Raw genomic sequence first — 26,091 nt, forward strand, 5'->3', positions numbered from 1 at the left:
GGATGACGGAGGCAATATCATGCAGAACGCATCGCAAGCGGCGTTGTTTTCACTGATCGGCAACACGCCGCTGATGGAAGTAAAAAGGATCGACACGGGCTTGTGCCAGCTGTTCCTCAAGCTCGAATCGCAAAATCCCGGCGGATCGATCAAGGACCGGATCGGCATGGCGATGATCGCCGCCGCTGAAGCGGACGGCCGGCTGCAGCCTGGCGGCGTGGTGGTCGAGGCGACCGCCGGCAATACCGGCATCGGCCTGGCGCTGGTGGCGCGCATCAAGGGCTACCGGGTGGTGCTGGTGGTGCCCGACAAGATGGCGGTCGAAAAGGTACTGCACCTGAAGGCGCTCGGCGCCGAAATCCACCTGACCCGCTCCGACGTCGGCAAGGGCCATCCCGAGTACTACCAGGACTACGCGGCGCGGCTGGCGCGCGAGATCCCGGGCGCCTGGTTCGCCGACCAGTTCAATAATCCGGCCAATCCGCTGGCGCACTACAGCACCACCGGCCCGGAGCTGTGGCGGCAGAGCGCACACGATCTCGATGCGGTGGTGGTCGGCGTCGGCTCGGGCGGCACGCTGGCGGGCCTGACGCGCTATTTCGCCGATGTGCAGCCGGCGCTCGAATTCGTGCTGGCCGACCCGAAAGGCTCGATCCTGGCCGAGTACGTGCAGACGGGCCGGCTGTCGGAAGTATCCGGTTCGTGGGCAGTCGAAGGCATCGGCGAAGACTTCATCCCGTCGATTGCCGACCTGTCGCGCGTGCGCGCGGCCTACACCATCAGCGACGAGGAAAGCTTCCAGACGGCGCGATTGCTGCTGCGCGAGGAGGGCATCCTCGGCGGCTCGTCATCGGGCACCTTGCTGGCCGCGGCGCTGAAGTACTGCGGCGCGCAGACAACGCCAAAGCGGGTGGCCACGTTCGTCTGCGACACCGGCACGCGCTACCTGACGAAGGTCTACAGCGACGGCTGGATGTTCGACCAGGGCCTGCTGGCACGCCCGCGGCTGGGCGACCTGCGCGACCTGATCGGGCGCCGCTACGACGGCGGCGACGTCGTCACGGTGGCGCCGACGGACACGCTGCTCACCGCATTCAACCGCATGCGCAGCGCCGACCTGGGGCAGCTGCCGGTGATCGACAACGGCAAGCTGGCCGGCATCATCGACGAATCGGACCTGCTGCTGCACGTGACGGCCGACCGCGGCGGCTTCGGCACGCCGGTGGCCGACACCATGACGGCGCAGCTGCAGACGCTGCGCCCGTCGGCCGGCATGCAGCAGCTGCGCGACATCCTCGACCGCGGCCTGACCGCGGTCATCGCCGACGACACGCAGTTCCATGGCCTGATCACGCGTTTCGACCTTCTCAACCACCTGCGCAGGACACTATCGTGACAGACAAACGCCAACACCTCGCCACCCGCGTCATCCATGCCGGCCAGGCGCCCGACCCCAGCACCGGCGCGGTGATGCCGCCGATTTACGCCACCTCGACGTATGTGCAGGAAAGCCCGGGCGTGCACAAGGGGCTCGACTACGGCCGCTCGCACAACCCGACCCGCTGGGCGCTGGAGCGCTGCGTGGCCGACCTCGAAGGCGGCGCGCGCGCGTTCGCGTTCGCGTCGGGCCTGGCCGCCATTTCGACGGTGCTCGAACTGCTCGACGCCGGCGCCCACATCATCGCCGGCGACGACATGTACGGCGGCACCTACCGCCTGTTCGAGCGGGTGCGCCGGCGCAGCGCGGGCCACCAGTTCAGCTACGTCGACCTGTCGGCCCCCGAAGCGCTGGCGGCGGCGCTGCGGCCGGAGACGAAGATGGTGTGGGTCGAGTCGCCGACCAACCCGATGCTCAAGCTGGCCGACCTGGCGGCGATCGCCACGCTGTGCCGGGCGCGCGGCATCATCACCGTGTGCGACAACACCTTCGCCAGCCCGATCGTGCAGCGCCCGCTGGAGGCGGGGATCGACATCGTGGTGCATTCGACGACCAAGTTCATGAACGGGCACTCGGACGTCATCGGCGGCATCGCGGTGGTGGGCGGCGAGCCGCACCAGGAGGCGTGGGCCGAGCAGCTGGCCTTCCTGCAAAACTCGGTCGGCGCCATCCAGGGTCCGTTCGACAGCTTCCTGGTGCTACGCGGGATCAAGACGCTGGCGCTGCGCCTGGAGCGACACTGCGACAACGCCTTGGCCCTGGCGCGCTGGCTCGAGCGGGAGCCAAAGGTCAGGCGGGTGTTCTACCCGGGGCTGGAATCGCATCCGCAGCACGCGCTGGCGAAGCGGCAGATGAATGGCTTCGGCGGCATCATCTCGATCGAGCTGGCGTGCGACCTGGCGGGCGCGCGCCGCTTTCTCGAGCGCTGCGAAGTGTTCACGCTGGCCGAAAGCCTGGGCGGCGTGGAGAGCCTGATCGAGCATCCGGCGCTGATGACGCATGCCACCATCCCGGCCGAGCAGCGCGCGCAGCTGGGGATCAGCGATGCGCTGATCCGGCTGTCGGTGGGGGTGGAGCACATCGAGGACCAGCGCGAGGACTTGCGGCGCGCGCTGGAGGCGGTGTAAGGCTCAGGGCCGGATCAACGCTGACCGGGATGGCTGCCGGCCGGTTTGCTAGTTGTGCAGCAGCCTGAAGAAATCGGGGTCGCGCAGGATGTAGCGGCCCTTTTCGCCGTCGAAGTCGATGGGGCCGGTGAAGTCAGCCTGTTCGAGCGGTCCGCCGTCGTTGGCCAGCACGTTGGCACGGCTGCTGGTGGCAGGCGCATTGTCAGACCACAGCGCAAGGCGCGGCGGGCTGGCGGCCGGCGCCAGGTTGGCGTGGGCACGCGGGGGCGCCGCCGGCAAGGTAGCACTGACCAGGTGCGACATGGCCGCGATGACTTCGTCGGCGCGGCGCGGGTCGCCAGGGTGCCACGACAGGTCGCGGAATATTTCCAGCTTGCCGGTGCCGCAGTCGCGCACGGTGAGGTTGAAGCGGCCCGGATTGGGCGGCACGATATTGTGGTCGATCCGGGCGCGCAGCAGGTTGCCCCAGCTGCCAGGGGTGAGTGCACGCAGCAGCAAGCCATTGGCCTCGAGCGTGGCATGGCTGTTGCGCGGGCCGTTGGGATGGTACAGGCGCACGACGATGGCCTGGGCGCCGCCCTGGTGAAAAAAGTCGCGCACCTCGAAACCGAGCCGGCTGTCGGCCCACAGCGCGCCGAAGGTGCGCTCGAAATCGGTAAAACGCCACAGCGCGGTGGCCTGGTTGACCGGCCCGCGCAGCGCGCGGCCGGCCAGCGCGATGGTGGCGGGGACGCCGCCGCGCAGCTCGCGCACCGTCTCGGTAATGCGCGGGCGAATCATTTCTAGCGACATGGGCGTCTCCGGTTTTCGATGAACTCAACAATATGATTATTCTCTTGCCACTATTTGGCAGGTTGACTTAGATCAAACAAATGGATGCGCACAGCGACGACGTTTGTGCACCGGCCTTGACGGCGCCAAAAAATATATTTTAGTCGTAGTGCATCCAAACGCCGTCTCCACGGGTAGTACTAGCAGCAGCGTCGACAACGACGCGCTGCACATCCCACTTATCCCATAGGAGAACACCATGCAACGACCTTCCCTGCTTGCCCTCGCCGCCGCTGTCAGCCTGCTCGGCGCCTGCACCACCATGGCCCCAAAGAGCATGTATTCGCAGGATGCGCTGCCCGAGTCGGTCAAGGTCCCGGCCGGCAACATCGTCGCCATGGAAACGGTCGCCAAAGGCGAACTGACGTACGAATGCAAGGACAAGGCCGGCATGCCGGGCCAGGTCGAGTGGGCCTTCGTCGGCCCGAAAGCGTCGCTGATGGATCGCGACGGCAACGCGGTCGGCACCTACTACGGCCCGCCGGCCACCTGGGCTTCCAAGGATGGCTCGACCGTGAGCGGCACCCAGGTCGCCGTCGCGCCTTCCGGACCGGGCAACATCCCGTTCCAGCTGGTGAAGGCGAACCCGGCCATGGGCAGCGGCGCGATGATGGGCACCACGTACATCCAGCGCGTGGCGCTCAAAGGCGGCGCGGCACCGGCGACCGGCTGCACGCCGGAATCGAAGGGCCAGCGCAGCGTCGTCATGTACCAGGGCGACTACATCTTCTGGAAAGCGAGCTAAGCAAACGGCAATGGTCGTGTGTTAGGATTCAGCAAAGAATTTCTCCTATCGACCTTGCCAGTTACCAGGCTTACCAACAGGCTTACCTTTGCCAGACCGCACCGAAGAATTTGATTACGAAGCTGCGCTCAACGCGTGCGCCGCGGGCGAGCAGGCGGCCTTGCGCCGCCTGTACGACCAGGAAAGCGCGCGCCTGCTCGGCGTCGCCCAGCGCATCGTGCGCGACAGCGCACTGGCGGAGGACATCGTGCACGATGCGTTCATCAAGGTGTGGACCGGCGCCGGCAGCTACGATCCGCTGCGCGGCGCGGCGCGCGGCTGGATGTATTCGATCACCCGCCACCTGGCGCTGAACGCGGTGCGCGATCATGGCCGCGAGGTGATGGTCGACGACGACGCGGCCGCCGCGATCGATGCGAAGGCATCGATGGAGCGCTGGGCCGATGTCACCGATGCGTTTGCGTTTCGCGCCAGTGCCGGACAGATCGGCGACTGCCTCGAACAGCTCGATCCGGTGCGGCGCAACTGCCTGCTGCACGCGTATGTGGAAGGCCTGTCGCACAGTGAAATTGCCGAGCGCGTCGATGCGCCCATGGGTACCGTCAAGTCGTGGATCAAGCGCAGCCTGGCATCGTTGAAAGTGTGCCTGTCATGAGTCGTTCCCTTCCTCCCCTTTCTGAAGAATCGAGCGCCCAGGCGGCCGAGTACGTGCTGGGCACCTTGTCGGGCGAACAGCGGCGCGATATCGAGCGGCGCGTGCGCGACGAGCCGGCATTGCGGCTGGCCGTGCAGCAGTGGGAAGCGGACCTGCTGCCGTTGACGGCGCTGGTCGAGCCGGTCGTGCCGTCAAGCCGGCTGTGGCGGCGCATCGCGCGCAGCGCCAGCGCTGAAGCGGCACCGGCGCCGGCTTCGCTGCAGAACAAGCTGATGTGGAACAGCCTCGGATTGTGGCGCGCGCTGACAGCCGGATCGCTGATCGCCACGGCGCTGCTGACGGCGACGCTGGCCACGCGCCTGGCCGCGCCTGCCGCGCCACAGTACATGGTGGTGCTGGCCGGACCGCAGGACAAGACGCCGGGCTACGTGGTGCAGGCGAGCGCGTCGCGCCAGGTGACGCTGACGCCGCTGACCACGGCGGCGGTGCCGAGCGATAAATCGCTGCAGTTCTGGACCAAGGCGAACGGCTGGCGCGGACCGGTGTCGCTGGGCCTGGTCAAGCCAGGCCAGACGATCACGATTCCGCTCGACGCCTTGCCGAATGTGCAGCCGGACCAGCTGTTCGAGGTGACGCTCGAGCCGGTCAACGGCTCGCCGCTGAGCCGGCCGACAGGTCCGGTGCTGTTCATTGGACGCGCTGTCAAGGTGATGTAGGTTTAAACGAGGAGACGCTTGCCTTGGCTGTTCGGCGTAAAGGGGTCGCCGCGTTCGCGAGGACGAGGTTGAATTAGCGGCGACGGGCACTGCAACGCGATTGATTCGGATTGAAAAAAACCCGCGGGACTTGCGTCCGGCGGGTTTTTTGTTGTGCAGTCGTGCTTACTCGATTTCGACGGTCTCTGGCGGCGCGGTCGGCGGCGTCGCATCGGACTCGGGGAACTCGAGCACGACAGTGTCCTTGTCGTCGAGGTCGACCGTGATGCGCCCGCCGTTGACCAGGCGGCCGAACAGCAGCTCGTCGGCCAGCGCCTTGCGGATCATGTCCTGGATCAGGCGCGCCATCGGGCGCGCGCCCATCTGCGGATCGAAGCCCTTTTGCGACAGGAACTTGCGCAGCTTCTCGGTGAAGATGGCCTCGACCTTCTTCTCGTGCAGCTGCTCTTCGAGTTGCATCAGGAACTTGTCGACCACGCGCAGGATGATTTCCTCGTCCAGCGCACGGAAGCTGATGATCGCGTCGATCCGGTTGCGGAACTCAGGCGTAAACATGCGCTTGATATCGGCCATCTCGTCGCCAGGCGCCTTCGACTCGGTGAAGCCCATCGAGCGCTTGGTCAGGCTTTCGGCGCCCGCATTGGTGGTCATGATGATGATCACGTTGCGGAAGTCCGCCTTGCGGCCGTTGTTGTCGGTCAAGGTGCCATGGTCCATCACCTGCAGCAGGATGTTGAAAATGTCCGGGTGGGCCTTTTCAATCTCGTCGAGCAGCAGTACCGCGTGCGGCTTCTTGGTGATCGCCTCGGTCAGCAGCCCGCCCTGGTCGAAACCAACGTAACCCGGCGGCGCGCCGATCAGCCGGCTCACCGCGTGGCGCTCCATGTACTCGGACATGTCGAAGCGGATCAGCTCGATGCCGAGGATGAACGCCAGTTGCTTCGCCACCTCGGTCTTGCCGACACCGGTCGGACCGGAGAACAGGAACGAGCCGATCGGCTTGTCCGTCTTGCCAAGGCCGGCGCGCGCCATCTTGATGGCCGACGACAGCGCATCGATGGCAGGCTCCTGCCCGAACACGACGTTGCGAAGATCGCGGTCGATCGTCTGCAGCTTGCTGCGGTCGTCCTGGTTGACCGTTTGCGGCGGGATGCGCGCGATCTTGGCAATGATGTCCTCGATCTCGGCCTTGCCGATGGTCTTTTTCTGCTTCGACTTCGGCAAGATGCGCTGGGCAGCACCGGCTTCATCGATGACGTCGATCGCCTTGTCGGGCAGATGACGGTCGTTGATGAAGCGCGCCGCCAGTTCGGCCGCGGTCGACAGCGCCGACGACGAATACTTGACGCCGTGGTGCTCTTCGAAGCGCGACTTCAGGCCACGCAAAATCTGGATGGTCTGCTCGACGCTCGGCTCGTTGACGTCGACCTTCTGGAAGCGCCGCGACAACGCGTGGTCTTTCTCGAACACGCCGCGGAACTCGGTGTAGGTGGTCGCGCCGATGCACTTGAGCTGGCCATTGGCGAGCGCGGGCTTGAGCAGGTTCGACGCATCGAGCGTGCCGCCCGAGGCCGAGCCGGCACCGATGATGGTGTGGATCTCGTCGATGAACAGGATGCCGTGCGGCGTTTCCTTGAGCTGCTTGAGCACCGCCTTGAGGCGCTGCTCGAAGTCGCCGCGGTACTTGGTGCCGGCCAGCAGCGCGCCCATGTCGAGCGAATAGACGATGGCGTTCTGCAGGATTTCTGGCACTTCTTCCTGCGTGATGCGCCATGCGAGGCCTTCGGCGATCGCGGTCTTGCCGACGCCGGCTTCGCCAACGAGCAACGGATTGTTCTTGCGGCGTCGGCACAGGATCTGGATGACGCGGTCGACTTCGTCCTCGCGGCCGATCAGCGGATCGATCTTGCCTTCGGCGGCGGCCTTGTTCAGATTCTGGGTGAACTGGTCGAGCGGGCTTTCCTTCGGCTGACCTTCGACTTGCGCTTCTTCCACGCCTTCGGAGGTCTTCTGGGCATCAGCCTGCTGATCCTTGCGCACGCCGTGCGAGATGAAATTGACCACGTCGAGGCGGGTCACGCCCTGCTGGTGCAGGTAGTACACAGCATGCGAGTCTTTCTCGCCAAAGATAGCCACCAGCACATTGGCGCCGGTCACTTCTTTTTTGCCGTTCGACGCCGATTGGACATGCATGATCGCACGCTGAATCACGCGCTGGAACCCGAGCGTCGGCTGGGTATCGACTTCGCCCGTGCCCGGCACCGTCGGCGTGTTATCGCCGATAAAGTTCGTCAAGGTTTTCCGCAGGTCGTCAATGTTGACCGCACAGGCGCGCAGGACTTCAGCGGCCGATGGGTTGTCCAGAAGCGCCAACAGCAAATGCTCAACGGTAATGAATTCATGCCGTGCTTGCCGTGCTTCGACAAAGGCCATGTGTAAAGAGACTTCCAGTTCCTGCGCAATCATACTTCCTCCATCACGCACTGCAGGGGATGCCCTGCCTTGCGCGCATGCGTTAAAACAAACTCCACTTTGGTACACGCTATATCTTTGGAAAACACTCCGCACACCCCTTTACCATGGCGGTGAACGGCCAGCATGATCTGCGTCGCCGTCTCCCGATCCTTGTTGAAGTACTCCTGGATAATGGCCACTACAAACTCCATCGGCGTGTAGTCGTCGTTCAGCAGTGCCACCTGGTACAGCGGCGGTGGTTTGACGGTCTGCCGCTCCAGCAGTTGTTCGGTATCTTGCTTGGTCGCCATACGCTTTATTCTAATGCTTTCGAAGGTGATGCAATGCGTAAAGATCAGGGCATTTACATTTGTTTTCCATCTTACGCGCTTTCCGACTAGTCCGCAGATGGCGACCCGATTCGGAAAATCAAGAGTTGCGTTTAAGACCCATCTAGCAAAAAAAGCAACCCCTGTTCAAAAGCGCTTGACTTCAATAGTTATTTCTCCAACAATGCAGTTATCGACTTGTACTTATTGTACTTGTTGGTAGATAAGAAGTAAGTAGGCTAAGGAGGGGGCAAGAAGCTTCTTGCTTTTATGGCTCGTGTGATTAGTTTTTTTTGAAAGTTCTTTTTATGGCAACAGGTACAGTTAAGTGGTTCAATGATTCCAAAGGTTTTGGCTTCATCACTCCAGATGACGGCGGCGAAGATCTGTTCGCGCACTTCTCCGCAATCAACATGAACGGTTTCAAGACCCTCAAAGAAGGTCAAAAAGTTCAATTCGAAGTCACGCAAGGCCCTAAAGGCAAGCAAGCTTCCAACATCCAGGCTGCTTAAAAACACCCGATGTAAAAAACCCCGCTACGGCGGGGTTTTTTTTCGCCCGCGCGATTGTTCGCACTGTACCGTTTTCGGAAAACGGGCTGCGCACGCTTGGGTTGACGATCGCTTGCCGTCCGGTTCCGGAGTATCCCTGGCGCAGATCAATACCGACGACGACGCCGCTGCAGGTGTGGTGTGCGGACCCGGCCGTAGCGCCATTTCGCGCCCGCGCAGGCCGAAGCGGCGCAAAACGGAGACAGTTACTATTACTAGGAGAGCAAGACGGGCAAAAGTGCTAGCAGCCACTTTTGCCACATGGTCAGACGCGTTGTCAGGCGCCGATCCGCGCGCGCGGGCGGCCAGCCGCATCGAGCGTGAACGTGGCGACGACGGCGGCGAGGCTGTCGGCCTGCTCCTGCAGCGATTGGGAAGCCGTCGCGGCCTGCTCCACCAAGGTCGCGTTTTGCCGGGTGACCGCATCGACGTCGCTCAGGGCCAGGTTGATGCGGCCGATGTCGCCCTCCTGCTCCTGGCTGGCGGCGCTGATCTGGCCGATGATGCCGGTGACGCGCTCGACGCTGGCGACGATCTCGCCCATCGTCGTGCCCGCCGTGCTCACCAGCGCCGTGCCGGTTTCGACGCGGCCGACCGAATCGCCGATCAGCGTCTTGATTTCCTTCGCCGCGGCGGCCGAGCGCTGCGCCAGGTTGCGTACTTCGGATGCGACGACGGCAAAGCCGCGACCCTGCTCGCCGGCGCGCGCTGCCTCGACGGCGGCGTTCAGCGCGAGGATGTTGGTCTGGAAGGCAATGCCGTCGATCACCGAAATGATGTCGACAATTTTCTTCGACGACTCGTTAATCGACGCCATCGTCTCGACGACCCGCTCCACCACTTCGCCACCGCTGACGGCGACGCCGGACGCGGAGATGGCCAGTTGGTTGGCCAGGCGCGCATTGTCGCCGTTCTGGCGGACCCGCTCGGTCAGCGCTTCCATCGACGCGACCGTGCCTTGCATCGCGCCGGCCTGGTGCTCGGTGCGTTGCGACAGGTCGATGTTGCCGGACGCAATTTCGCGCGAGGCGCCGGCAATCGCGCCGACGCCGGCCTGCACCTGCTCGAGCGCGCCATGCAAGGTACCAATCATGTCGTGCAGCGCCTGGCCGGTCTTGCTGGTGGCGGCGTGCGCCGGCTGGCGCAGGTCGATGGTGCCGGGGGCGCCGCGCGACAAGCCGGCCACGCCGAACGTCAGTTCGCCGGCCTGCACCGCTTCGCGGCGCGACATCACGGCCAGAAAGCACAGCACCGCCGACTCGACGACGACATACGCGGCATGCACCAACACGCGCGCGAAGCCAGGTTCGGTCATGCAGCGCACGCCATAGCCGAGTTCCTGCAGATAGTTAAACGAGAGGTGATGCACGGCAATTGTGGCCGCGGCGACAACAATGACAACCCAGTCGCGGTAGCACAGCAGGAATGCGAGCAGCACAAAAATGCCGAAGTGCAGCTCGTTGACGCCGCCGCCCTGGTGGATGTGCAAGCCGCTAAAGACCATCAGCGCTACCGCCACCGTCGAGGCAGTCAGGCGGGTGCCGCCGTTGTAGACGATCATTGCGGTCGGCAAGAGCGCCGCCGGCAAACCGACCAGCAGCGCCCAGCGCAAGGTGTCGTGCATCGCCGACAAACCGAGGGCCATGACGAACAGGCCCCACAGGATCACCAGCATCAGACGGTCGGCCTGGCGGAAATGCTTCGTCATCAAGGTAGGTTTCATTGTCTCGTGTAAATATATTTACGGAAGGCAATTATAAGGGTGTTCCGTAAATATTCAATTGAATCCGGTTGTCCTTGCAGCGGCGCTACAACAAGCAGGCTGTCAGTTGTCGTGAGCACTACAAAACGTCAAAAGCCCCGCATCCAGGTGGAAACGGGGCCGCCGCGGTCGCGTCGCTGAGCTGGCAGCCGACGGCCGGTGCTACATGTTTTCGACCATCACGTCGCCGAAGCCGGAACACGACACCTGGGTCGCGTCTTCCATCAGGCGCGCGAAATCGTAGGTGACGCGCTTCGAGGCGATCGATTTTTGCATCGACGAGATGATCAGGTCGGCAGCTTCGACCCAGCCCATGTGGCGCAGCATCATTTCGGCCGACAGGATCAGCGAGCCGGGATTGACGTAATCCTTGCCGGCGTATTTAGGCGCGGTGCCGTGGGTCGCCTCGAACATGGCCACCGAGTCGGACATGTTGGCGCCCGGGGCGATGCCGATGCCGCCGACCTGGGCGGCGAGCGCGTCGGAGATGTAGTCGCCGTTCAGGTTCAAGGTCGCGATGACGCTGTACTCGTTCGGGCGCAGCAGGATCTGCTGCAGGAAGGCGTCGGCGATCGAATCCTTGACGATGATGTCGCGGCCGGTCTTCGGGTTCTTGAGCTTCATCCACGGGCCGCCATCGATCAGCTCGGCGCCGAATTCCTTCTGCGCCAGTGCGTACGCCCAGTCGCGGAAGCCGCCCTCGGTGTACTTCATGATGTTGCCCTTGTGGACGATCGTCAACGATGCCTTGTCGTTGTCGATGGTGTACTGGATCGCCTTGCGCACCAGGCGCTCGGTGCCTTCGATCGAGACCGGCTTGATGCCGATGCCCGACGTTTCCGGGAAGCGGATCTTGTTGACGCCCATTTCCTTGACCAGGAAGTCGATGACTTTCTTCGCCCCTTCGGAGCCTTGCTGCCACTCGATGCCGGCGTAGATGTCTTCCGAGTTTTCGCGGAAGATGACCATGTCGGTCTTCTCGGGCTGCTTCAGCGGCGACGGCACGCCGGCAAAATAGCGCACCGGGCGCAGGCAGACGTACAGGTCGAGCTGCTGGCGCAGCGCCACGTTGAGCGAGCGGATGCCGCCGCCGACGGGTGTCGTCAGCGGACCCTTGATCGAGACGACGTAGTCCTTGACGGCGTCGAGCGTTTCTTCCGGCAGCCACACGTCGGGGCCGTACACGGAAGTCGACTTTTCGCCGGCGAACACTTCCATCCAGCTGATCTTGCGCGTGCCGCCGTAGGCCTTGGCGACCGCGGCGTCGACGACCTTGATCATGACCGGCGTGATGTCGAGGCCGGTGCCGTCGCCTTCGATGAAGGGAATGATCGGATTATCCGGCACTGAGAGCGACATGTCGGCGTTGACGCCGATTTTCTGGCCCTCGGCCGGGATGGTGATGTGTTGGTACATTTTTTGGTCTCCCTATTGGACGTTTGCTGCGACTGCCGGTCGTGCATAAGAGTCAAGATTATGCCACTCAAAAGTGAAAACGACTTTTCGAGCGCTGAAGACGTAAAAAAAACCCGCTCGGCCAAATGGCCGCGCGGGTTTTTGTGCAAGCTTGCAAGCTGCGATTACGCCAGCGTTGCGATGGCGTTGTTGAACGTTGCGCTAGGACGCATCGCGGCCGACACCTTGGCTTCGTCGAGCTTGTAGTAGCCGCCGACGTCGACCGGCTTGCCCTGCACTGCCAGCAACTCGGCGACGATCTTCGCTTCGTTGTCGGCCAGCGATCTGGCCAGCGGCGCGAAGTGCGCTGCCAGTTCGGCGTCGTCGGTCTGCCTGGCCAGTTCCTGGGCCCAGTACATCGACAGGTAGAACTGGCTGCCGCGGTTGTCGAGTTCGCCGGTTTTCGGCGACGGCGACTTGCGGTTGTCGAGCAGCATGCCGGTGGCGTCGTCGAGCGTGGCGGCGAGGATCTTGGCCTTGGCGTTGCCGGTCTTGATGCCGAGGTCTTCGAACGACACCGCCAGCGCCAGGAATTCGCCAAGCGAATCCCAGCGCAGGTGGTTTTCTTCCACCAGCTGCTGCACGTGCTTCGGCGCCGAACCGCCCGCGCCGGTTTCGTACATGCCGCCGCCGGCCATCAGCGGGACGACCGACAGCATCTTGGCGCTGGTGCCCAGTTCCAGGATCGGGAACAGGTCGGTCAGGTAGTCGCGCAGAATGTTGCCGGTGACGGAAATCGTGTCGAGGCCGCGGATCAGGCGCTCGAGCGTGTAGCGCATGGCGCGCACTTGCGACATGATCTGGATGTCGAGGCCGCTCGTATCGTGCTCTTTCAGATAAGTGCGCACTTTCTTGATCAGCTCGTTCTCGTGCGGACGGTACGGATCGAGCCAGAACACCGCCGGCATGCCGGAGTTGCGCGCGCGCGTGACGGCCAGCTTGACCCAGTCGCGGATCGGCGCGTCCTTGACCTGGCACATGCGCCAGATATCGCCCTGCTCGACGTTTTGGGAGAGCAGCACTTCGCCCGTTGCGAGGTCGGTGATGTTGGCCACGCCGTCTTCCGGAATCTCGAAGGTCTTGTCGTGCGAGCCGTATTCTTCGGCCTGCTGGGCCATCAGGCCGACGTTCGGCACCGTGCCCATGGTCTTCGGATCGAAGGCGCCGTGCCATTTGCAGAAGTTGAGGATCTCCTGGTAGATGCGGGCAAAGGTGCTCTCCGGGATGACTGCCTTGACTTCCTTCAGGCGGCCGTCGGCGCCGTACATCTTGCCGCCGGCGCGGATCATGGCCGGCATCGACGCGTCAACGATGACGTCGTTGGGCGAATGGAAGTTGGTGATGCCCTTGGCCGAATCGACCATCGCCAGCGCCGGACGGTTTTCCTGGCAGGCGTGGATGTCGCGGATAATTTCATCGCGCTGCGACACCGGCAGGTCGGCGATCTTGTTGTACAGGTCGGCCATGCCGTTGTTGACGTTTACGCCCAGGCTGTCGAGCAGCGCGCCGTGCTTTTCGAACGCTTCCTTGTAGAACATGCGCACGCAGTGGCCGAACACGATCGGGTGCGACACCTTCATCATGGTCGCCTTGACGTGCAGCGAGAACATCACGCCGGTTTTCTTGGCGTCCTCGATCTGCTTCTCGTAGAAGTCCAGCAGCGCCTCGCGGCTCATGAACATCGAATCGATGATCTCGCCTTGCAGCAGCGACACTTTCTGTTTCAGCACGACGGTTTCGCCGCTCTTGGTGATCAGTTCCATCTTGACGTCGCGCGCCGCTTCCAGGGTCATCGACTTTTCGCCGTGGTAGAAGTCGCCCTCGGTCATGTGCGAGACGTGGGTGCGCGAGGCCGCCGACCATTCGCCCATCGAGTGCGGATTCTTGCGGGCGTATTCCTTGACCGCGCGTGGGGCGCGGCGGTCCGAGTTGCCTTCACGCAGAACCGGGTTTACCGCCGAACCGATGCATTTGCCGTAGCGGGCCTTGATCTCTTTTTCTTCGTCGGTCTTCGGCGCGGCCGGGTAGTTCGGAATGTCGTAGCCTTTGGCCTGCAGTTCCTCGATGGCCGTTTCCAGCTGCGACACGGAAGCGCTGATGTTGGGCAGCTTGATGATGTTCGCTTGCGGCGTCAGGGTCAGCTTGCCCAGTTCGGACAGCGCGTCCGGCACGCGCTGCTCGGGCTTGAGGCGCTCGGGAAACGCGCCGAGGATACGGGCGGCGACGGAGATGTCGCTGCTCTCGACGGTAATGCCGGCGGCCTTGGCAAACGTGGTGACGACTGGCAGGAAGGCGTGGGTTGCCAGCAGCGGCGCCTCGTCGGTCAAGGTGTAAATGATGGTCTGATCACTGCTCATGCGCTTATCCTCGGAGGTCTGGAATCGGAAACTGGTTACAATTATGGGTGCAAGCGCTATAGGTCTTCTATAAGACATAAGAGCCACGTTTCACATTATGCACCAGTATTTTACTAGGCGCTACGGTTTACGACACTAACAATTGGCTTTCAGCCAGACCAATCGCCTATGCCCCTGATTCTATTTAACAAGCCGTTTAATGTGCTGTGCCAGTTTACGCCGCAGGAGGGGCGCGAGTCGCTCGCCGATTACATCGCCACGCCGGGCATTTATCCGGCCGGCCGCCTGGACGCCGACAGCGAAGGCCTGATGCTGCTGACCGACGACGGCCGCCTGCAGCACAGCATTGCGCATCCGGATCACAAGGAAGCGAAGACCTACCTGGTGCAGGTCGACGGCGATGTCGACGCCGCTGCGCTGGCGCGGCTGCAGGCGCCGCTCGACCTGGGCGACTTCGTCACCAAGCCTTGCCGCGCCGTCAAGATTGCCGAGCCGGAGTGGCTATGGCCGCGCAAGCCGCCAATCCGCGTGCGGCTCGAGAAGCCGACCAGCTGGATCGCGATCACTCTGCAGGAAGGCAAGAATCGCCAGGTGCGGCGGATGACGGCGGCGGTCGGCTACCCTACCCTGCGGCTGGTGCGCAGTTCGATCGGGCCGTTTTCGCTGGCGACGCATCCCTTGATGCCGGGCGAATCGGTAGAAGTGCCGGCCGGCGACCTGAAGAAAATCTAAATTTCCAGAGTTTGATGTTGCGGGGCAAGCGCAAAAAACCCGCCGGACCGGAGTCAGGCGGGTTTTTTAACCACAGGTACTATCCTGGCGCAGCCGCCGTAGCGGCTGCTAACGCGGCAATTAAGCCAGCGCTTTCAGGGCAGCAGCCAGGCGGCTCTTATGACGAGCAGCCTTGTTCTTGTGGATGATTTTCTTGTCGGCGATGCTGTCGATCTTCGAGACCGATGCCTGGAAGATCGTCGTAGCAGCTGCCTTGTCGCCAGCCTGGATCGCTTTACGCACAGCCTTGATTGCTGTACGCAGGGTCGAACGCTGCGACGAGTTGTGTGCGTTCTGCTTAACTGCTTGACGAGCGCGTTTGCGCGCTTGTGCGGTATTTGCCATGGAATTTCCTAAATCGGGGTCAAGTTGCGTTTGCAAACACAAGCGTCTGGCAAACCGGTAAGTCCATACTTTCTGAACGACCTTGCTGTCAAACCAGTGCCTGTCAAACAAGTGTGTCTGCGTAACAGAATTCTGTACAGCCTTCGATTATAGCGAATTAATCCGTCCCCGGCAATTCAAAAATCAACATTTGTTGGGCGTAGGCGCTTGGGCCGCTGTTGACGGGCTATAATCTCGCGCCATGAACTTGCTCAGAACCCTCGCCGCCATTTCCAGCATGACCATGCTGTCCCGAGTCACCGGCTTGCTGCGCGAGAGCCTGTTTGCCCGCGCTTTTGGCGCCTCGGCGTTCACCGACGCCTTCATCGTCGCCTTCCGTTTGCCGAACCTGCTGCGCCGCCTGTTTGCCGAGGGCGCCTTCTCGCAGGCGTTCGTGCCGATCCTGTCGGAATACAAGAACAAGCATGGCGAGGCCGATACCAAGACGCTGGTCGACCATGCCGCCACGGTGCTGCTGTGGGCGACGGTGGCGGTGGCGCTGGCCGGCATCGCCACCACGCCGTTCATTCTGATGTGGCTGGGCGGCACGCTGACCGAGCAGCCCGACGCCTTCGAGGCCGGCGTGTGGATGACGCGCCTGATGTTCCCTTATATAGCGTGCATGTCGTTTGTCGCGCTGTCGGGCGGCATCCTGAATACCTGGAGCCAGTTCAAGATCCCGGCCTTCACCCCTGTGCTGCTGAACCTGTGCTCGATCTTCGCCGCGCTGGTGCTGGTCAATTACATGGCGACGCCGATCTACGCGATGGCGATCGCGGTGTGCGTCGGCGGCCTGCTGCAAGTGGGCATCCAGATTCCGGCCCTGATGAAGATCGGCATGCTGCCGCGCATCGGCATCAACCCGTTCGCCGCCCTGCGCGACCCCGGCGTGCGGCGCATCCTCAAGAAGATGGGCCCGGCCGTGTTCGCCGTGTCGGCCGCCCAGATCAGCCTGCTGATCAACACCAGCATCGCCACCCGCCTGGCCACCGGCAGCGTGTCGGCCCTGCAATACGCCGACCGCCTGATGGAGTTCCCTACCGCCATGCTCGGCGTCGCGCTCGGCACCATCTTGCTGCCGAACCTGGCGAAAGCGAATACCGACGAGAACCCCGAGGAGTATTCGGCGCTGCTGAACTGGGGCCTGCGGCTGACGTTCCTGCTGGCGCTGCCGGCGGCGGTCGGCATGGCCGCGCTGGCCGAGCCGCTGATCGCCACGCTGTTCCACTATGGAAAATTCACCGCCGCGACGATCCACGCCGCGGCGCTGCCGCTGATGGCCTACAGTGCCGGCCTGGTCGGCATCATCCTGGTCAAGACGCTGGCGCCGGCGTTCTATGCGCGCCAGGACATCCGCACGCCGGTGCGCATCGCGCTGGTAGTGCTGGTCGCCACCCAGATCATGAACTACCTGTTCGTCTGGCAGTTGAACATGCAGGTGGCCGGCCTGGCGCTGTCGATCGGCGTGGGCGCCTGCTTTAACGCGCTGCTGCTGTATATCGTCCTGCGCCGACGCGACATCTTCGTGCCGCAGGCCGGCTGGCCGGCGTTCTTCGCCAAGCTGGTGGTGGCCGTGTGCGTGATGGGCGCGATGGCCTGGTACGCGCAGGAGCGGCTCGACTGGGCCGCAATGCAGGCGCAGCCGTGGCTGCGCGCCGGCGCGCTGTTCGCCATCATCGGCGTGTGCGCCATCAGCTACTTCGGCGTGCTGTTCGTGCTCGGTTTCCGACTGGCCGACTTCAAGCGGCGCGCGCGCTAGGCCAGCCTTACCTTTCGTCCTTGCGCACCGGCGGCTTGCCCGCTTCGGCCGGCTCCTCGTCTTGTTCTTCCGGTTCGGCCGCCGGCTCGGCTGGCGGCGGCGGCACGACTTCCTGCATCACCGGCTGCTCGGCGACAGGCGCCGCCACCGGCGTGACCACCTCGGGCTCGGGCGCGGCCAACTGCGGCGACGTGGCCGGCAGCGACGGCACGACCGCGCCGGCGGTGAACTTCCAGTCCGACAGATGCTGCTTGTTCTCGAAGCCGACAAAGCGCGCGGCGAAGTTGCCGATCTTGAGCGGCGGCGCCTTCGACAGGCTGTGCACCGCCACCACGCCGACCTGGCCGGCCCGGTAGACGATGCCCCACTCGGCCGAGCCGGTGACGGGGTCGACGAAGATCTTGCGCAGGTGGCGGCGCACGCCGGGCGTGCGCGGATCCTTGAGCAACTCGTTCAAGCTGGGCGGATGCAGCGGCTGGCCCTGCGGCGTGGCGGCGGCGTAGCTGTCGAGCGCGTTGCTGAAGGCGGCGCCGATGTCGAGCAGTTCTTCTTCGGCGGCGGCGCGGCGCATCAGCGAATCGATCTTCAGCGTGGCCGCGCCGACCAGGCCGATGACGGTGACGAGCACGATCAGGCCGAGGTAGGTGAAGCCGCCATGGTGCCGCGAAGGTGTGCGCCGCGCCATCCGGCTACCAGTCGAGATACGGCTTGCCGCTGCGGTCGTTGCCGGGCGCCCCGCTCTTGATGGTGTAGACGGCGCCCAGGCTGTCGTCTTCCGGCGGCACCACGATCCAGCTGACCGTGCTCTCGGCGACCGGGTCGAGCGGCAGCGCGCGCAGGTATTTTTTCTCCACCAGCTGTTCGAGCGAATCGGGATAGCGCCCGGTGTCGCTGTAGAACTGGTCGATCACGGCGCGCGTGTTGCGCAGGTTGTCGGCCAGGATGGTCTCCCTGGCGCTGTCGATGCTCGGGAAAAAGCGCGGCACCGCGAGCGTCAGCAGCAGCGCGACAATGCCGAGCACCACCAGCAGCTCGATCAGGGTGAAGCCGCGCCGGCGCGTCACCATTTGCGGTACGGCACGCCGTTCAGGCCGGTCCGCTCCGAGGTTGAATAGACGTCGTAGACGTCGTCGCCTTCGCGCGGATCGGCCGCTTCGCTGGCGTAGCTGCGCTTGCCCCACGATTGCGAGTGCGGCACGCCCGGTTCGGCATTGAAGGGATCGCGCGGCAGGCGGCGCAGGAAGAAAATTTTCTGCGCCTTCGGGCTGCGCAGGTCAGGCACGCCGTCGACCAGCAGGTCCAGTTTCGGCGGGTAGCCGGTGGCGCCGGCGCCCTTGGCGATGCGGCCCTCGTCGCTGGCCTTCTTGTAGGCGTCGATGCCGGCGCGGATCTCGCGCAGCGACTGGCGCAGCTCCTGCTCGTGGCGGCGCTGCAAGGTTACCTGCGCGGCCGGCGCGACGATGGTGCCGAGCAGCGCCAGGATCGCCAGCGTGACGAGCAGCTCGATCAGCGTGAAGCCGCGCATCGCGCTATTGCACCGGCGGCGCCGGCGGCGCCGCCGGCAGCGGCGTGACGATGACGCCAGTATTGGCCGGCGAAGGAGCGGCCGGCGTGACCGTGACGGTGGCCGGCATCACGACCGGCGCGCGGACGTTGGTGTCGGGACGGCGGCGAAAACTGGTCTCGGTGCCGGCCGAAAATTCCGACGCGCCCTGCGCCGGACGCTGGATGTTGCGCACCAGGTGAGGCGTGATCGACAACACGATCTCGGTCTTGTCGGTCGAATCGCGCGTGCTGCCGAACAGGCGACCGAGGATCGGCAGGCTGCCAAAACCGGGCACCTTGCTGCCGCTGGTACGGTCTTCATTATTGATCAGGCCAGCGAGCACCTGGTTCTCGCCGTCTTTCAGCTGCAGCATGGTGGCGGCCGAACGGGTGCCGATGCGGTACGCCACCGAGCCCGACTTGGTGGTGACCGAGTCGACCAGGTTCGACACCTCGAGCGAAATGCGGATCGCCACTTCGTTGTTGAGGTAGATGGTCGGCTCGACGTTCAGGGTCAGGCCGACATCGATGTAGTTGATCGACTCGGAAGCGATGCCGCCGCTGGCGCCGGCCGTGATGATGCTGGTGATGTTGGGGACCTTGTCGCCGATGACGACCTTGGCCTTTTCGCGGTTGCGCACGCGGATGCGCGGGTTGGCCAGCGTGTTGGAGTCGCCGTCGGTCTTGTTGGCGTTGGCGACGAGCGACACGCCGGTGACGCCGATGTTGCCGGAGTTGAGGTCGCGCAGCGCGTCGATCGTCAGCGCGCCGCCGGCGGCCGTTTGCAGTGGCGCGAAGCCCAGGCTCGACGGCCACGAGATGCCGAGGTCCATCAGGCGGCTGCGCTTGATCTCGAGGATCTCGACGTCGAGCATGACTTCCGGCTCGGCGACGTCCTGCAGCGCGACCAGGCGGCTGGCCAGGCGCACCGCTTCCGGGCTGTCGCGCAGGATCACCAGGTTCAGCTTCTCGTCGACGACGACGTCGCGCGACTTGAGGATCGTCTTGAGGGTATTGGCGACGACCTTGGCGTCGGCATTGGCCAGGAAGAAGGTCTTGACCGTCATCTCCTGGTATTCCTTCAGCTTGACCGCGTTGTTCGGGTAGACCAGGATGGTGTTGCCGTCCATGACCTGCTGCTCGAGCTGGTTGCTGACCAACAGATAGTAGATGGCCGCTTCGACGGTGCTGTTCTTCAGGAAGATCGAGGTGCGCTGGTCGGTCTTGACGTCTTTATCGAACAGGAAGTTCAGGCCCGAGCGGCGCGAGACGACCTCGAACACCTGCTTGAGCGAGGCGTCGCGAAACTCGATATTGAGCGGCAGCTTGTAGGCGGCCGACAGCCCGGCTTCGGCGGCCGGCGCCGCGGTCTTCTCGGTCACCTGCGCGGCCAGCAGGCGCGCCGCTTCGTGGTTCGGCCGCTCGGACAGGATCGCCGCGGTTTTCTGGCGCGCCAGCTCGTAGTCCTTCTTGTCGAAGGCGGCGGCGGCGTCGGCCAGCAGCACGGCGTGGCGGGCATCGGCTTCGACCAGGCGCAGGCCGGCGCGGGCGCGCTCGTGGGCCGGATCGAGCGCCAGCGCGCGCTGGTAGTTTTGCAGCGCCGGCGCGGCCTGGCCGTTGGCCAGCTCGCGCTCGGCCTGTTCGACCAGGCGCGTGGTGTTGCGGTCGCGCGCCTGCAGGAAGGCGTTCTTGTAGCGCGCGTTGCCAGGTTCGGCGGCGACCGCCTCGCGGTACTTCACCAGGCCCGCTTCGACCTGGCCGTCGGCAACCAGCTTTTCGCCGTCGCGGTAAGCCATCTGCGCGGCGCAGCCGGCCAGCGTCAGCGTGACGCAACCGAGGGCCAGCAGGCGCATCGCGCGCCGGCGGCGGGTGCCAATAAGATGGTGAGCCATCAGTCGCGTACTCCAATATTAAGCTGTTGAACCTGATTCATCGGCAGGTAGGTGAACGTCATGCCCGGCGGCGCGATGGCGTCGACCCGGTACACGCCGTCGATCACGGTCTTGTTCCGCACGATCAAAGTCTCGGCGCCGCGCGCGAGGAACACTTCCCATTCGCCCTTTTCGACGGCTTTGCCGACGAAGGTGAACGGCAGCGGCGGCGCGGTGGGCGGCGGTGGCGGCGGCGCCGGTTGCGGCGGCGGTGGCGGCGGCGTCCAGTCACGGCTGCCGAAAGCGTCGGCGCCGTCGCCGGCGGCGATCAGCTCGTCACGCGGCAGCAAGCGCAGGATGGCCGGGGCGGTGGCATCTTTCGGCGCGGCGGCGACGACGCGCGCGGGGGCGGTGGACGCCGCCGGCGCGCGCACCACCGGCTCGACCACTTCGCCGCCGGGGGTCTTGTCGCCGAAGATGGCAAAGCCGGCGGCGACGACCAGTGCGGCTCCCATCAGCATGTGGCGCGGCGTCATCGCGGCGCTCCCGGCGCCTGGTCGGCCAGGTACAAGGTCAGGCGCACGCGCGCTTCGACGGCCGGCGCGCCGATGGTATCGCGCCGAAAACTGATTTCGTCGAGCGAGGCAAACGGGATCGCGCGCAGCGCCTGCATGCCGAACTGCCAGATGGCGCCGTAGCTGCCCTTGACCGGCAGGTTGACTTGGTAGGTATGGAAGCGGCCGTTCTGGTCGTATGCGCTCTTGTACTCGCCCTGGCTGAGCACCAGTCCGGTCTTCTGCGCCAGCGCGAACAGCGTCCTGACCTGCTGTTCGGCATAGCGGCGCTCGCCCAGCGTGTCGTAGAACAGCGCCAGGTTATGGTCGGCGCTGGCCGGCGCCGCCGACGGCAGCGCGACGCGCAGCGGCGCCGGCGTCATCGCCTGCTTCAACGCGGCGGCCTGTCGCTCGCCTTGCAGCGCGCGCGCCGGCAGCAGCCAGGCCAGCGACAGCGCGGCGGCCAGGCACAGCACGATGGCGACGACGGCCACCGGTCCCAGCGCGGCAAGGGCGAGACGCATGCGCAGGTACATACTGGAAAGGACAGTTGCGGCGTTCATCGGGCGCTCCACTGGGCGTCGATCTGGAAGCGGATCGGTTTGTTCGGATCGAGCTCGTTGATCTCGTGGCGCAGCAGCGCGACGCCAGAAAACAGTTCCTGCCGCTTGAGCCGCTCGATGTAGCCGATCATCTCGTCGCTGGTTTTCGCTTCGGCGGTGATCTTCATGCTGCGCCGGCGCGGATCGGGTTCCAGCGCCAGCAAGGCGACGCCCTTCGGCGTGGCGTCGGCGACGGCGTCGCGCAGCGCGCGCCACGGCAGGTTCAGCTGCATGACGGCGGCGTTGAGGGCCGCTGCCTGCGGCGCGCCGATTGGCGGCAGCGGCGGCGCGGCGGCAACGACCACCACCGGCCCGGCCGACTGCGCGCGCACCAGCGCCAACTGCGTGTCGAGCGCACGCTGGCGCGCCATCGTCTGCCAGCCGATGAAGCCGGCGCCTGCGCACAGCAGCAGCGCCAGCAGCGCCAGGCTCCACGCCAGAACGCCGGTGCGATGCAGCGTGCGCGCCAGGCTCGGTGGCGCGAAATCGATGCGCACGCGCTTCATGCGGCGCTCCCGCTGGCGGCCAGGCGCGCGCTTGCCGACCAGCCGCCCGGCGCGGCGGCGCCAAGCCGGGTGCAGGCGCCCGCTTCCAGCCAGGCCGGCGGCACGCTGCCCCACAACTGCAGCCGCTGCGGCGCCGCCATGTTCATGCGCAGCGCTTCGCGTCCGACGTGCGCGGCGAGCCAGGCGGGGTCGGCGCCGTCGGGCAGCGCGGCGGCGCGCACGGCGCCAATGGCGTGGCCGCCCGCTTCGACGGCGCCGAGCGTGAGCACGCCGTCGTGGACGACGCCGAACCAGGCGCCGGCACGCAGCGCGCCGGCGTAGCGATTGAGCACGGCGACGAACTGCGGCACAATTTCCACAGTGTCCAGGCGTTGCAGCGCGGCGCCCTGCCCCAGCGCGCCGAGCAACGCGCGCGGCAGCGCCGCGGCGAGGAAGGGGCGCACCGGGTCCCAGCCGGCCTGGATGGTCCAGCCGGCGGCCGGCTCGCCATACAGGCGCTGGAAGCGCAGCGCGGCTGCCGCTTCGAGGTCGGCGAGGCGGGTGGTGTTGGCCGGCGGCGTGACTTGCCACAGCCGCACCAGGTCGTCGGCGAGCACGATCGTCAGCGGCCAGCCGGCGTGGCCTTCGAACACGGCGGCGAGCGCCGCGCGCACGCTGTCGGCATGCTCGAGCGCCCCCGGTTCGAGCGCGTGTTCGGCCAGCAGATCGGCCGGCGCGCCGCCCCAGCGGGTCGTTTTTACCAGCGCGATGCCGCCCGCTGCGACGCCCAGGCGCAGCGCTTTGCCAAAGCCGCTACGCATGCAAGGTCACCCGCTTGATTTCGGTCAGCGTGGTGGCGCCGCGCTTGACCAGGTCGAGCGCGGCCAGGCGCAGGCTGCGGGTGCCGTTGTCGTAGGCGGCCGCCTTGATTTTGCGGATCGGCTGCTTGTCGACGATCATCTCGCGGATTTCGTCGTTGAGGGTGAGGATTTCGGCGATCGAGCGGCGCCCCTTGTAGCCGGTGCCGCGGCAGTCGCCGCAGCCTTTGCCCTGCATGAACAGCCAGTCCTGGACGTCGACGCGGGCCAGGTTGACGGCGGCCAGTTCGGCGTCGTCGGGCCGATACGCGGTGGCGCAGTGCGGGCAGTTGGTGCGCACCAGCCGCTGGGCCCAGATGCCGTTGAGCGCCGAGACGAAGGCGTACGGGTCGATGCCCATGTGGGTGAAGCGGCCGAACACGTCGAACACGTTATTGGCGTGCACGGTGGTGAGCACCAGGTGGCCGGTCAGCGCCGACTGCACAGCGATTTCGGCGGTCTCGCGGTCGCGGATTTCGCCGACCATGATCTTGTCCGGGTCGTGCCGCAGGATCGAGCGCAGGCCCTTGGCGAACGTCAGTCCCTTCTTCTCGTTGACCGGGATCTGCAGGATGCCGGGCAGCTGGTATTCGACCGGGTCTTCGATGGTGATGATCTTCTCGCGGCCGTTGTTAATTTCGGTCAGCGCCGCATACAAGGTGGTGGTCTTGCCGGAGCCGGTCGGGCCGGTTACCAGCAGCATGCCGTAGGCTTCCTGCGCCAGACTACGCAGCGACACCAGCGAGGCGGCGTCGAAGCCGAGCGCTTCCAGCGTGAGGGCGCCGTAGGCTTCGATCATGGCGCGCTTGTCGAGGATACGGATGACCGCGTCCTCGCCGTGAATGCTCGGCATGATCGACACGCGCAGGTCGATCTCGCGCCCGCCCGACTCGACGCGGAAGCTGCCGTCCTGCGGAATGCGGCGCTCGGAGATGTCGAGTTCGGCCAGCACCTTCAGGCGCGAGATGACCTGCTCGGCCACTTCGATGCCGTTCACCGCGGTGGCGTGATCGAGCACGCCGTCGATGCGGTACTTGACGGCCAGGCCGCCGGCGGTGCTCTCGAGGTGGATGTCGGAGGCGCCGGCTTTCAAGGCGTCGTACAGGGTCGAGTTGACCAGCCGGACCGCCGGACTGGCCGCTTCGCTGACGGACGCGAACGACAGCACCGCGGTGGCCTTGCCGTCGCGCTTGGCGTCAAGCACGCCGGGCGACAGGCTGTCGACCGCGCGCGCCGACTCCTCGTGCTTGCCGAGGTAGGCCTGGATGTCGGAGGCCAGCGCCAGGCGGGTTTGCAGCGGCTGCTGGGCGGTGGCGCGGGCGCGCGCGCCCAGCCAGGTCTGCAGGTCGAGGTCAAACGGGTCGGACAGCACGCCGATCAGTTCGCGCGTGGGACTACGCAGCAGCACGCAGCGGCGCGCCAGCGCTTCGGACAGCGGCAGCAGGTCGAACGCCGGCGTGAAGGCCAGCATGTCGGCCGTTTCGGCCACCGCCAGGCCGAGCGGCGCGGCCAGCGCGCGCACCAGCTGGCGCGGGTCGGCGCCGGTTTCGGCTTCGATCTCGTCGACCAGCGAACGCTGCGAGGCCGCGCTGCGGGCGCGGCAGCGCGCCAGCAAGGCCGGGTCGAGCGGCGCCAGCGGCGCCGTTGCCGTGAGCGGCGCGTTCACGACATGTCTCCGGCCAGGTCGAAAATCGGCATGTACAGCAGCACCACGATGGCGCCCACCACCAGCCCGATGGCCGCCATCAGCAGCGGCTCGAAGGTGCGCGTGAAGCGGTCGATCCAGCGGCTGATTTCGCCGTCGTAGAAGGCGGCCGACTGGGTCAGCATCGGCCCCATGTCGCCGGTGCGCTCGCCGACGCGCAGCATACGCAGCGAGATCGGCGTGGTCAGGCCATTGGCGGCAAACGCGCTCGACAACGGCAGGCCCGATTCGATCTCGAGGCGCGCCTGCCGCAGGCCGGCGCGCACGGCGGGCGAGACCATCGACTGCACCGTGTCGATCGCATGGACGATCGGGATGCCGCCTTCGCTGAGCATGCCAAGCGTCAGGTACAGGCGCGAGAGTTCATAGATGCGGACCCGCTCGCGCAGGCCGGGCAGGCGCGCCAGCAGGCCGGCGACGCCGCCGCGGGCGAGCATGTGGCGCACGCCGAAGAACACCAGCGCGGCAAGGGCGCCGACGCCGGCCAGCAGCAGGCCGGTGTGGTTGGCGGCGAACTGCCCCCACGACAGCATCAGGCGCGACATGAACGGCAGGTCGCGCCCGGCGCCCTGGTAGACCTCGGCGAATTTCGGCACCACGTAGGTAATCAAAAAGCCGCTGACGGCGCCGCCGACGGCCAGCAGGATCATCGGATAAATGGCGGCGCTGACGATCTTTGCGCGCACCGTGTCGATGCGCTGCTGGTAGTCGATGTAGCGCGCCAGCGAACGTGGCAGGTCGCTGGTGCCTTCGGCGGCCTTGACGATGCCGATGTACAGCGGCGGGAAGCGGTCGGCCTGCTCGGCGAGCACGCTGGAAAAGCGCTTGCCTTCGCGCAGGCCGGCGAGCAGGCGTCCGAGCACGTTGGCCAGCGCCGGATTGGCTTCCTTCTCCAGCAGCGCCTCGAGCGCTTCGACGACGCCGAGGCCCGCCGACAGCAGCGCCAGCAGCTCCTGGCTAAACAGCACCAGCGAGATGCCGCCCCTGGTGCGGGCGCCGCCGCGGCGCTTGACCTTGGAGACGAACAGGCCGCGCGCCTCGACCTGGCGGCGGGCGTCGGCCTCGTCGAGCGCATCGATGCTCAACTGTTCGACCACGGCGTCGGGCGACAGAGCGCGCACCTCGTACTGCATGTTCT

General features: G+C 65.4%; 25 protein-coding genes. 8 read left to right on the plus strand and 17 right to left on the minus strand.

Annotated features, from left to right (window positions below; genetic code table 11):
* Positions 1-19: 19 nt before the first annotated feature.
* Both CR105_RS12525 and CR105_RS12530 read left to right on the plus strand, forming a co-directional pair.
* Positions 20-1,396 (plus strand): pyridoxal-phosphate dependent enzyme, encoded by a 1,377-nt coding sequence (locus tag CR105_RS12525; protein ID WP_099788789.1) that lies wholly within the window; start codon positions 20-22, stop codon positions 1,394-1,396.
* Complete coding sequence (locus tag CR105_RS12530) at positions 1,393-2,565, plus strand: trans-sulfuration enzyme family protein (RefSeq protein WP_370660682.1); 1,173 nt, start codon at positions 1,393-1,395, stop codon at positions 2,563-2,565. The genes CR105_RS12525 and CR105_RS12530 overlap by 4 nt, the downstream gene beginning before the upstream one ends.
* A 48-nt stretch (positions 2,566-2,613) precedes the next feature.
* On the opposite strand, the gene CR105_RS12535 is transcribed toward CR105_RS12530, so the two are convergent.
* On the minus strand, positions 2,614-3,357 hold the full coding sequence (locus CR105_RS12535) for a hypothetical protein (protein ID WP_099788790.1): 744 nt from the start codon (positions 3,355-3,357) through the stop codon (positions 2,614-2,616).
* A 238-nt stretch (positions 3,358-3,595) separates the two neighbouring features.
* Between CR105_RS12535 and CR105_RS12540 the strand changes: the two genes are divergently transcribed.
* The 3 genes from CR105_RS12540 (at position 3,596) to CR105_RS12550 (ending at position 5,512) form a co-directional block, all read left to right on the plus strand.
* Positions 3,596-4,141 carry a DUF3455 domain-containing protein gene (locus tag CR105_RS12540; RefSeq protein WP_099788791.1) on the plus strand — a complete coding sequence of 182 codons (546 nt, stop codon included), beginning with the start codon at positions 3,596-3,598 and terminating at the stop codon, positions 4,139-4,141.
* A gap of 88 nt (positions 4,142-4,229) precedes the next feature.
* Positions 4,230-4,796, plus strand: a complete 567-nt coding sequence (locus CR105_RS12545; protein ID WP_099788792.1) for a sigma-70 family RNA polymerase sigma factor — start codon at positions 4,230-4,232, stop codon at positions 4,794-4,796.
* On the plus strand, positions 4,793-5,512 hold the full coding sequence (locus CR105_RS12550) for an anti-sigma factor (protein WP_099788793.1): 720 nt from the start codon (positions 4,793-4,795) through the stop codon (positions 5,510-5,512). Before CR105_RS12545 ends, CR105_RS12550 begins: the two co-directional genes overlap by 4 nt.
* A 165-nt stretch (positions 5,513-5,677) precedes the next feature.
* Here the strand turns inward: CR105_RS12550 and clpA are convergent, their stop codons facing one another.
* Entirely contained in the window at positions 5,678-7,978 is a 2,301-nt protein-coding gene (gene clpA / locus CR105_RS12555) for an ATP-dependent Clp protease ATP-binding subunit ClpA (protein ID WP_099788794.1), read from the minus strand.
* Positions 7,975-8,277: an ATP-dependent Clp protease adapter ClpS gene (gene clpS / locus CR105_RS12560; RefSeq protein ID WP_099788795.1), complete on the minus strand. Its 303-nt coding sequence runs from the start codon at positions 8,275-8,277 to the stop codon at positions 7,975-7,977. The genes clpA and clpS overlap by 4 nt, the downstream gene beginning before the upstream one ends.
* 326 nt (positions 8,278-8,603) lie before the next feature.
* Here clpS and cspE point away from each other — a divergent pair, with 326 nt between their 5' ends.
* The gene (cspE, locus tag CR105_RS12565; protein ID WP_010395943.1) at positions 8,604-8,807 is read left to right on the plus strand and encodes a transcription antiterminator/RNA stability regulator CspE; all 204 of its coding nucleotides are present in this window, start codon (positions 8,604-8,606) and stop codon (positions 8,805-8,807) included.
* Positions 8,808-9,123: 316 nt separating this feature from the next.
* On the opposite strand, the gene CR105_RS29365 is transcribed toward cspE, so the two are convergent.
* From CR105_RS29365 to CR105_RS12580, 3 genes are all read right to left on the minus strand, one after another.
* Complete coding sequence (locus CR105_RS29365) at positions 9,124-10,569, minus strand: methyl-accepting chemotaxis protein (RefSeq protein ID WP_099788796.1); 1,446 nt, start codon at positions 10,567-10,569, stop codon at positions 9,124-9,126.
* A 201-nt stretch (positions 10,570-10,770) separates the two neighbouring features.
* The gene (gene icd, locus CR105_RS12575) at positions 10,771-12,024 is read right to left on the minus strand and encodes an NADP-dependent isocitrate dehydrogenase (RefSeq protein ID WP_099788797.1); all 1,254 of its coding nucleotides are present in this window, start codon (positions 12,022-12,024) and stop codon (positions 10,771-10,773) included.
* Positions 12,025-12,188: 164 nt separating this feature from the next.
* The gene (locus tag CR105_RS12580; protein WP_099788798.1) at positions 12,189-14,420 is read right to left on the minus strand and encodes an NADP-dependent isocitrate dehydrogenase; all 2,232 of its coding nucleotides are present in this window, start codon (positions 14,418-14,420) and stop codon (positions 12,189-12,191) included.
* A gap of 168 nt (positions 14,421-14,588) precedes the next feature.
* Here CR105_RS12580 and CR105_RS12585 point away from each other — a divergent pair, with 168 nt between their 5' ends.
* Positions 14,589-15,152 (plus strand): pseudouridine synthase, encoded by a 564-nt coding sequence (locus CR105_RS12585; RefSeq protein WP_099788799.1) that lies wholly within the window; start codon positions 14,589-14,591, stop codon positions 15,150-15,152.
* Positions 15,153-15,272: 120 nt separating this feature from the next.
* Here CR105_RS12585 and rpsT read toward each other — a convergent pair whose 3' ends face one another.
* Positions 15,273-15,536 (minus strand): 30S ribosomal protein S20, encoded by a 264-nt coding sequence (rpsT, locus tag CR105_RS12590; protein ID WP_099788800.1) that lies wholly within the window; start codon positions 15,534-15,536, stop codon positions 15,273-15,275.
* 241 nt (positions 15,537-15,777) lie between these two features.
* Between rpsT and murJ the strand changes: the two genes are divergently transcribed.
* Positions 15,778-17,334 (plus strand): murein biosynthesis integral membrane protein MurJ, encoded by a 1,557-nt coding sequence (murJ, locus tag CR105_RS12595; RefSeq protein ID WP_099788801.1) that lies wholly within the window; start codon positions 15,778-15,780, stop codon positions 17,332-17,334.
* Positions 17,335-17,341: 7 nt separating this feature from the next.
* Here the strand turns inward: murJ and CR105_RS12600 are convergent, their stop codons facing one another.
* The 10 genes from CR105_RS12600 to CR105_RS12645 are packed head-to-tail and all read right to left on the minus strand — an operon-like array spanning position 17,342 to position 26,086.
* Complete coding sequence (locus tag CR105_RS12600; protein ID WP_099788802.1) at positions 17,342-18,019, minus strand: type II secretion system protein; 678 nt, start codon at positions 18,017-18,019, stop codon at positions 17,342-17,344.
* A gap of 4 nt (positions 18,020-18,023) precedes the next feature.
* Entirely contained in the window at positions 18,024-18,401 is a 378-nt protein-coding gene (locus tag CR105_RS12605) for a type II secretion system protein (protein WP_099788803.1), read from the minus strand.
* Complete coding sequence (locus CR105_RS12610; protein WP_099788804.1) at positions 18,395-18,859, minus strand: type II secretion system protein; 465 nt, start codon at positions 18,857-18,859, stop codon at positions 18,395-18,397. The genes CR105_RS12605 and CR105_RS12610 overlap by 7 nt, the downstream gene beginning before the upstream one ends.
* Positions 18,860-18,863: 4 nt before the next feature.
* Positions 18,864-20,771, minus strand: a complete 1,908-nt coding sequence (locus CR105_RS12615) for a secretin GspD/PilQ domain-containing protein (RefSeq protein ID WP_099788805.1) — start codon at positions 20,769-20,771, stop codon at positions 18,864-18,866.
* Positions 20,771-21,286, minus strand: a complete 516-nt coding sequence (locus CR105_RS12620; RefSeq protein WP_099788806.1) for a hypothetical protein — start codon at positions 21,284-21,286, stop codon at positions 20,771-20,773. The genes CR105_RS12615 and CR105_RS12620 overlap by 1 nt, the downstream gene beginning before the upstream one ends.
* Positions 21,283-21,867, minus strand: a complete 585-nt coding sequence (locus tag CR105_RS12625) for a hypothetical protein (protein WP_099788807.1) — start codon at positions 21,865-21,867, stop codon at positions 21,283-21,285. The genes CR105_RS12620 and CR105_RS12625 overlap by 4 nt, the downstream gene beginning before the upstream one ends.
* Positions 21,864-22,412, minus strand: a complete 549-nt coding sequence (locus tag CR105_RS12630; protein WP_099788808.1) for a PilN domain-containing protein — start codon at positions 22,410-22,412, stop codon at positions 21,864-21,866. The genes CR105_RS12625 and CR105_RS12630 overlap by 4 nt, the downstream gene beginning before the upstream one ends.
* Entirely contained in the window at positions 22,409-23,212 is an 804-nt protein-coding gene (locus tag CR105_RS12635; RefSeq protein WP_099788809.1) for a hypothetical protein, read from the minus strand. The genes CR105_RS12630 and CR105_RS12635 overlap by 4 nt, the downstream gene beginning before the upstream one ends.
* Complete coding sequence (locus tag CR105_RS12640) at positions 23,205-24,914, minus strand: GspE/PulE family protein (protein ID WP_099788810.1); 1,710 nt, start codon at positions 24,912-24,914, stop codon at positions 23,205-23,207. The genes CR105_RS12635 and CR105_RS12640 overlap by 8 nt, the downstream gene beginning before the upstream one ends.
* Positions 24,911-26,086, minus strand: coding sequence for a type II secretion system F family protein (locus tag CR105_RS12645; RefSeq protein WP_099788811.1), 1,176 nt, complete (start codon positions 26,084-26,086; stop codon positions 24,911-24,913). Before CR105_RS12645 ends, CR105_RS12640 begins: the two co-directional genes overlap by 4 nt.
* Between the last annotated feature and the right edge of the window lie 5 nt (positions 26,087-26,091).

The organism is Massilia eurypsychrophila (assembly GCF_002760655.1).
Lineage (GTDB): Bacteria > Pseudomonadota > Gammaproteobacteria > Burkholderiales > Burkholderiaceae_D > JAFCUW01.